This window comes from Streptococcus sp. CL6.22, from assembly GCF_049738055.1.
Taxonomy (GTDB): Bacteria; Bacillota; Bacilli; order Lactobacillales; family Streptococcaceae; genus Streptococcus; species Streptococcus mitis_DJ.
Map to the genome: position 1 here is coordinate 147,331 of NZ_JBKOTV010000003.1, position 7,078 is coordinate 154,408.

The 7,078-nt window shown below is 41.8% G+C and carries 6 protein-coding genes and 1 pseudogene; 3 read left to right on the forward strand and 4 right to left on the reverse strand.

Annotation, left to right across the window (positions count from 1 at the left end; translation table 11 throughout):
- Positions 1 to 214: 214 nt before the first annotated feature.
- Together ACLNCW_RS02520 and zapA are read right to left on the reverse strand one after the other, a co-directional pair.
- Positions 215 to 763, reverse strand: a complete 549-nt coding sequence (locus ACLNCW_RS02520; RefSeq protein WP_000624513.1) for a CvpA family protein — start codon at positions 761 to 763, stop codon at positions 215 to 217.
- Positions 760 to 1,062: a cell division protein ZapA gene (gene zapA, locus ACLNCW_RS02525; RefSeq protein ID WP_000002019.1), complete on the reverse strand. Its 303-nt coding sequence runs from the start codon at positions 1,060 to 1,062 to the stop codon at positions 760 to 762. The genes ACLNCW_RS02520 and zapA overlap by 4 nt, the downstream gene beginning before the upstream one ends.
- Positions 1,063 to 1,148: 86 nt before the next feature.
- Between zapA and rnhC the strand changes: the two genes are divergently transcribed.
- The 3 genes from rnhC to recD2 all read left to right on the forward strand — a co-directional run bounded on the left by rnhC (position 1,149) and on the right by recD2 (position 5,129).
- On the forward strand, positions 1,149 to 2,030 hold the full coding sequence (gene rnhC, locus ACLNCW_RS02530) for a ribonuclease HIII (RefSeq protein ID WP_261042146.1): 882 nt from the start codon (positions 1,149 to 1,151) through the stop codon (positions 2,028 to 2,030).
- A 3-nt stretch (positions 2,031 to 2,033) separates the two neighbouring features.
- A complete protein-coding gene (lepB, locus tag ACLNCW_RS02535) occupies positions 2,034 to 2,648 on the forward strand; it encodes a signal peptidase I (RefSeq protein ID WP_004245100.1) in 615 nt (204 codons plus the stop codon).
- A gap of 114 nt (positions 2,649 to 2,762) precedes the next feature.
- Positions 2,763 to 5,129, forward strand: a complete 2,367-nt coding sequence (gene recD2, locus ACLNCW_RS02540; protein WP_424845314.1) for an SF1B family DNA helicase RecD2 — start codon at positions 2,763 to 2,765, stop codon at positions 5,127 to 5,129.
- A gap of 153 nt (positions 5,130 to 5,282) precedes the next feature.
- On the opposite strand, the gene tig is transcribed toward recD2, so the two are convergent.
- On the reverse strand, positions 5,283 to 6,566 hold the full coding sequence (tig, locus tag ACLNCW_RS02545) for a trigger factor (RefSeq protein WP_424845315.1): 1,284 nt from the start codon (positions 6,564 to 6,566) through the stop codon (positions 5,283 to 5,285).
- A gap of 221 nt (positions 6,567 to 6,787) precedes the next feature.
- Positions 6,788 to 7,078 (reverse strand): annotated as a pseudogene (locus tag ACLNCW_RS02550) (N-acetylmuramoyl-L-alanine amidase family protein); the annotation flags it as partial.

A 7,078-nucleotide genomic window follows, 5' to 3' on the forward strand; every position in this document is an offset into this window, starting at 1 on the left:
TTATTTCCTTGTCTTTGAATGTCTAGGTGTATGATACTCAATAAAAATCAAAGAGCAAACTAGTAAGCTAGCCGCAGGTTGCTAAAACAGTGTTTTGAGGTTGCAGATGGAAGCTGACGTGGTTTGAAGAGATTTTCGAAGAGTATTAGCTTTTTACATTCTGATAGATTCTAGTCAATCTGTAAACAAAGGGCTAGGAAAACTCCTGCCCTTTTTATCCGATTAAATTTGTCACCCAGATTTGTTTGAGCCAACTGGTTGTTACCGGTATGCTTTGGATGATGTGTTTTGCAACGATACTCTTTTCAAGAGGATTTTGTATAGCTGCCATGGGAATGGTTGCTAGTATGGTCAAGGCCATTTGCAAGACAAATAAGGTTACCAACATGGACAAGATGCCTGCTGAAACTTGGAACAACTTACCACCCAGTTTTTTACTAGGAATCAAGTGTAAGAGGAGACCAAGCAAACGACCGATGCTATAGACAATCCCAAATACAAGCAAGTAGCCAATACCTGCATAAAAGACCTTATCCAGCTGAAAGAGTTGATCCGATGGGAAAAAGAAAGTTCCCTGACCTTCCTGCGGATTTGCATAAGGGAGCAATAAATGGAATTGTTCTCCCAGCCCCTTATAAAATTGGCCAGCCACAAAAGCTGATGCCATAGCTGAAATCAGGTAATAAACCTGTAAGAGCAGGCCTCTCCGATAGCCGATATAAAATCCCCAAGCCAAGACCAATAGAAGAAGGAGTGAAATCATAAGGAATCCTCAATCTTGCTCTGTTCTTGCTTGCAAGTCACAAGCTTGTGACGGAGTTCTTCTAATTCTTGCTCCTTATCATCAAATTCAATCTCACGGCTGAGCTGAGTTGATAAACAGTTGACCGCCAACAAAAGAGCGATTGTTTCATCATCTGCACTAGGCATTTGTTCTTTAATTGCTTGGTATTTTTCTGTCGCAACCTTGGCGATTTCCTCCATAAAAAGGTTATCATGCTCGCTTGTCAAGGTTAATGATTTTTTCCCGAATGTAAATTTGAATCGATTTAGATTTGCCATAAAATTCACCTCACGATATTATACCAAAATTCGCTAATTTTGTCAGTTTTTACAAATTTGCCTGCTTTTGTGGTACAATAGAAACTATGGCAAGTATAACACTCACACCAAGCGAAAAGGAGATTCAGGCTTTTCTTGAACACTATCAAACCAGTCTGGCTCCCAGCAAGAATCCCTATATTCGCTACTTTTTGCGACTACCTCAAGCAACGGTTTCTATCTATACTTCTGGAAAGGTCTTGCTTCAGGGTGAAGGAGCTGAAAAATATGCTAGTTTCTTTGGCTATGAGGTTGTAGAGGAAAACACGGGACAAAATTTCTCTTTGATTGGGACAGATGAGGTGGGAAATGGTTCCTACTTTGGTGGGCTTGCAGTTGTGGCTTCCTTTGTCACACCTGACCAGCATGCCTTCTTGCGAAAACTCGGTGTGGGAGATTCTAAAACTCTGACCGACCAAAAAATCCGTCAGATTGCCCCTATCCTCAAAGAAAAAATTCAGCACCAGGCACTGCTTCTCTCACCAAGCAAGTACAACGAGGTCATCGGAGACCGCTACAACGCTGTTTCTGTTAAGGTAGCCCTCCATAACCAGGCTATCTATCTCCTTCTTCAAAAAGGCATTCAGCCTGAGAAAATTGTGATTGATGCCTTTACCAGTGCTAAAAATTATGACAAGTACTTGGCACAAGAGGCCAATCGTTTCAGCAATCCTATCAGCTTAGAAGAAAAGGCTGAGGGCAAATACTTGGCTGTCGCAGTTTCTTCTATCATTGCGCGTGATCTCTTTCTAGAAAATCTTGAAAATCTTGGACGAGAGCTGGGCTATCAACTTCCAAGTGGAGCTGGAACGGCTTCTGACAAGGTGGCTAGCCAGATTATACAAGCCTATGGTATGCAGGGACTCAACTTCTGCGCCAAACTGCACTTTAAAAATACTGAAAAAGCGAAAAAACGCTTAGAAAGGTAAGTTATGAATTCATTTAAAAATTTCTTAAAAGAGTGGGGATTGTTCCTCCTAATTCTGTCATTACTAGCTTTAAGTCGTATCTTTTTTTGGAGCAATGTCCGCGTAGAAGGGCATTCCATGGATCCTACCCTAGCGGATGGCGAAATCCTCTTTGTTGTCAAACACCTCCCTATTGACCGTTTTGATATCGTGGTTGCCCATGAGGAAGATGGCAATAAGGACATTGTCAAACGTGTTATCGGAATGCCTGGCGATACCATCCGTTACGAAAATGATAAACTTTACATCAATGACAAAGAGACAGATGAACCTTACCTAGCTGACTATATCAAACGCTTCAAGGATGACAAACTCCAAAGCACCTACTCAGGCAAGGGCTTTGAAGGAAATAAAGGAACCTTCTTTAGAAGTATTGCTGAAAAAGCCCAAGCCTTCACAGTTGATGTCAACTACAATACCAACTTTAGCTTTACTGTCCCAGAAGGAGAATACCTTCTCCTCGGAGACGACCGCTTGGTTTCAAGCGACAGCCGCCACGTAGGTACTTTTAAAGCAAAAGATATCACAGGGGAAGCTAAATTCCGCTTCTGGCCAATCACCCGTATCGGAACATTTTAAGAGACCTAAGAGGCCGAGAATCACCAATCTCAGCCTCTTCTTCTATCGTGAGAAGATGATTATTTATTGACTATAATACCCCCCAACTCTCACCTATTCATGCAAAGGAATTTTATGGAAGTTTATTTTTCAGGAACCATTGAACGGATTATTTTTGAAAATCCCAGCAATTTTTATCGTATCCTCCTCCTAGAAATCGACGATACGGACGCAGAGGATTTTGATGATTTTGAAATCATTGTCACGGGCACCATGGCTGATGTGATTGAGGGAGAAGACTATACTTTTTGGGGACAAATTGTCCAGCACTCCAAGTATGGGGAGCAACTGCAAATCAGTCGTTATGAACGCGCAAAACCAACTAGCAAGGGCTTGGTCAAGTACTTTTCAAGTAGCCATTTCAAGGGAATTGGTCTCAAGACAGCTCAGAAAATAGTGAATACCTATGGCGAAAATACCATTGACGAAATTCTGCAACACCCAGAAAAGTTAGAAGGTATCGCAGGACTCTCTGCCAAAAATCGCGAGGCTTTCGTCTCCACTCTCCGTCTCAACTACGGAACCGAGATGGTTTTGGCCAAACTTGCCAACTACGGCATTCCCAACAAACTAGCCTTCCAGATTCAAGATTTTTACAAGGAAGAAACCCTTGATGTGGTTGAAAATTATCCCTACCAGTTGGTCGAGGATATCAAGGGTTTGGGATTTACTATTGCTGACCAATTAGCGGAAGAACTTGGCATAGAAAGTCAGGCTCCTGAACGCTTCCGAGCCGGTCTAGTTCACAGTCTTTTTCAGGCCTGTATGGAAACAGGGGATACCTATGTTGAAGCACGAGATCTGCTAGAACAAACCCTTACTCTCCTTGAGTCTTCCCGCCCCGTGGAACTGGATCCCAGCCAAGTGGCCCAAGAGCTCTCCTACCTGATCGAAGAAGACAAGGTTCAGCAGATTGATACCAAAATCTTTGATAACAGCCTCTTTTTCGCTGAGGAAGGTATCCGCAGTCACTTGGTTCGTATCCTTGAAAAAGGAAAACAGAAGAGCCAAGATTTAGAATCCATTCAAAAGCATATCACTACTGTCGAGCAAGAACTGGGGATTGAGTATGATAACATTCAAAAACAAGCTATCTGTGATGCTATCCAGAACAAGGTCTTTATCCTGACAGGTGGTCCTGGTACTGGTAAAACAACTGTTATCAATGGGATTATCGCTGTTTATGCCCTTTTAGAAGGACTTGACCTCAGAAAAAAAAGCAATCTACCTATTCTTCTTGCCGCTCCAACTGGACGAGCAGCTCGGCGCATGAATGAATTGACAGGTTTGCCTAGCGCGACCATACACCGTCATTTAGGAATGACAGGTGACGATGATACCAGTCATCTGGAAGATTATCTAGATGCTGACTTTATCATCGTAGATGAATTTTCCATGGTGGATACTTGGCTGGCCAACCAACTCTTCTCCAACATCTCTTCTAACAGTAAAATCCTCATCGTGGGTGACAGCGACCAGCTACCGTCTGTCAGCCCTGGACAGGTTCTAGCGGATCTGCTTCATATTCCCTTGATTCCTCAAACTCGCTTGGAAAAAATTTATCGGCAAAGCGAAGAATCAACTATCGTCACCCTAGCTAGTCAGATTCGACAGGGCATCTTGCCAGCTGATTTCATCCAGAAAAAAGCAGACCGTTCCTACTTTGAAATTGCTAGTGCTCATATCCCTGCTACTATTGAAAAGATTTTAGGCGCAGCCCTCAGAAGCGGCATCCCTGCCCGTGATATCCAGGTTCTGGCTCCCATGTACCGAGGGACTGCAGGAATTGATGCCATCAACCAACTCATGCAAGACCTCCTGAACCCACCACAAAAAGACCAACTCAGTTTTGAAGCTCCCCAGTGCCACTATCGTAAGGGAGATAAGGTCATTCACTTGGTCAACGATGCTGAAATCAATGTCTTTAATGGAGATTTAGGAGCCATCACAGACCTGATTCCTGGAAAATACACTGAGTCGAAACAAGACGAGATTGTCATTGATTTTGATGGCAATGAGGTCTCTTACCCACGTAACGAATGGTACAAGATTCGCTTGGCCTATGCCATGAGTATCCATAAGTCTCAGGGAAGTGAGTTCCCTGTTGTCATCCTACCGATTACCAGTGCTAGCCGACGTATGCTGGAGCGCAATCTCATCTATACAGCCATTACACGCGCCAAAAGCAAGCTTATCTTACTAGGTGAATTACAGGCCTTCGACTATGCTACCCAACACATCGGAACAGCTCGAAAAACCTATCTGATTGAACGCTTCAGTGATTTAATTGAAAATATTGAAGAAAAGCAACAAGCTATCTCTGAAACTGCCACACCACGTGACTCTGAACAATCCTACATCCTAACCGAAGAAAACTGGGACAGCATCCCAGCCATGATTGGGATTACAGACGCAGACCTCAAAGAGATTTTTGGAAAATAGTGCACAAGAAAACCCACCTAATCAGGTGGGATTTTTGTTTATTAATACTCAATGAAAATCAAAGAGCAAACTAGGAAGATAGCCGCAAGCTGTAGTTGAGTACGGTAAGGCGACGCTGACGTGGTTTGAATTTGATTTTCAAAGAGTATAAGATTATTTAACTGTTGCTGTGCTTGTAATCAATTCAACAGCTTTTTTGATTGTGATATCGTGTTTCAACATATCAGCTGAAAGCAAGCTTTGTACTTGAGCAACTTCCATGTTGTAGTCTGCTGCCAATTGCTCGATTTCTTTTTGGATTTCTTCTTCTGAAGCGTCAAAACCTTCAGCTTTAGCAACTGCTTCGATAACAAGGTTAGTCTTAGTACGTGACTCAGCTTCTGCTTGGTATTGTTTGTGAAGATCTTCTTGAGTAGTTCCAGTGATTTGGAAGTACATGTCAGGGTTGATACCTTGACGTTGCAAGTTTCCAAGGAATTCGTTTACTGAACGGTGAACTTCTTCGTGGATCATTTCTTCTGGAAGTTCTACGATTTCAGCATTTTCTACAGCTTTATCAATTGCTGCACCTTCAACGGCATCTTTGTATGCTTCTTCTTTAGCAGCAGCCAATTCGTTGCGGTATTTTTCTTTCAATTCAGCAAGTGTTTCAACTTCTTCATCGATGTCTTTTGCAAGCTCATCGTCAAGAGCTGGAACTTCTTTAGCTTTTACTTCGTGGATAGTTGTTACGAATTTAGCTTCTTTACCTGCAAGGTCTTCTGCTTGGTAGTCTTCTGGGAATGTTACGATAACATCAACAGTTTCACCAGCTGAGTGACCTACCAATTGGTCTTCGAAACCAGGGATGAATTGACCTGAACCAAGTCCAAGTGAGAAGTTTTCACCTTTTCCACCGTCAAATTCAACACCGTCGATAGAACCAACGAAGTCGATGACAACAGTGTCGCCGTTTTCAGCAGCAGCTTCTTTGATAACCAATTCAGCCAAGTTGTTGCGTTCGCGTTCGATACGCTCTTCAACGTCAGCGTCAGTTACTTCTTTTTCTACATCTACTGATACTTCAAGGTTTTTGTAGTCACCCAATTTTACTTCAGGTTTTGTAACAACTTCAGCTGTGATAACCCAATCTTGACCTTTTTCCATTGAAGTTACATCAATTTTTGGTTGAGCAACAACTTCAAGACCAGCTTCTTTTACAGCTGCTTCATAAGCGTTTGGCAAAAGAGCGTTCATAACGTCTTGGTAAAGTGACTCTTCACCAAATTTTTTGTCGAAGATAGGACGTGGAAGGTGACCTTTACGGAAACCTGGAACATTAAGAGATTTCTTCACTGAGTTGAAGACACGGTCCAATTCTGGTTTGATTTGGTCTTGAGAGATAGTGAAAGTCAAGACACCACGGTTTGTTTCTTTGTTTTCAAATGATACAGACATTCTGTCATTTCTCCTTAAAATTTTTTAAATACAGTCTATTATAACATAAATGAGCGACCTTTTTCAAGTAATGAATGCGCTTTTCAATCCTGCTGGAAGTATGGTTTCTTCTTAATTTTCTTTAGAATTCAAATATAATCTTATAAAAGGTATTCAGTAGTGGCTGATTACAGTTAAAAAACGAATCGCCCATACATCCCTCATTAGGCGATTCGTTTTTCTTATTTAACCACAACCACTTTGTAATATTCGTTTGAGTGTGGAGATTCAATCTTAATTTTTTGACCATAGAAACCATCGATTTCTTTGTCAAGATAATCTCTAACTCCTGATGGCAAGCGTTTCATCTTAAGAATCTCACCGGATTGATCCGCATAGGCTAGAATGTGATAGTGAGTAGTGGTTGCTCCATCATCAATCAGTACAAAGTAACCTGTTTTAAGCTTACCTTGTTCATTTTCTAAATAGTATAGTTTATTGTTATTGATTGTGAAGTAAGTAGACGGAAGTCT

Excerpts from the sequence above, each read along its gene's own strand:
- ACLNCW_RS02520 (WP_000624513.1), bottom strand. The coding sequence starts at position 763 with ATGATTTCACTCCTTCTTCTATTGGTCTTGGCTTGGGGATTTTATATC.
- zapA (WP_000002019.1), bottom strand. The coding sequence starts at position 1,062 with ATGGCAAATCTAAATCGATTCAAATTTACATTCGGGAAAAAATCATTA.
- rnhC (WP_261042146.1), top strand. The coding sequence starts at position 1,149 with ATGGCAAGTATAACACTCACACCAAGCGAAAAGGAGATTCAGGCTTTT.
- lepB (WP_004245100.1), top strand. The coding sequence starts at position 2,034 with ATGAATTCATTTAAAAATTTCTTAAAAGAGTGGGGATTGTTCCTCCTA.
- recD2 (WP_424845314.1), top strand. The coding sequence starts at position 2,763 with ATGGAAGTTTATTTTTCAGGAACCATTGAACGGATTATTTTTGAAAAT.
- tig (WP_424845315.1), bottom strand. The coding sequence starts at position 6,566 with ATGTCTGTATCATTTGAAAACAAAGAAACAAACCGTGGTGTCTTGACT.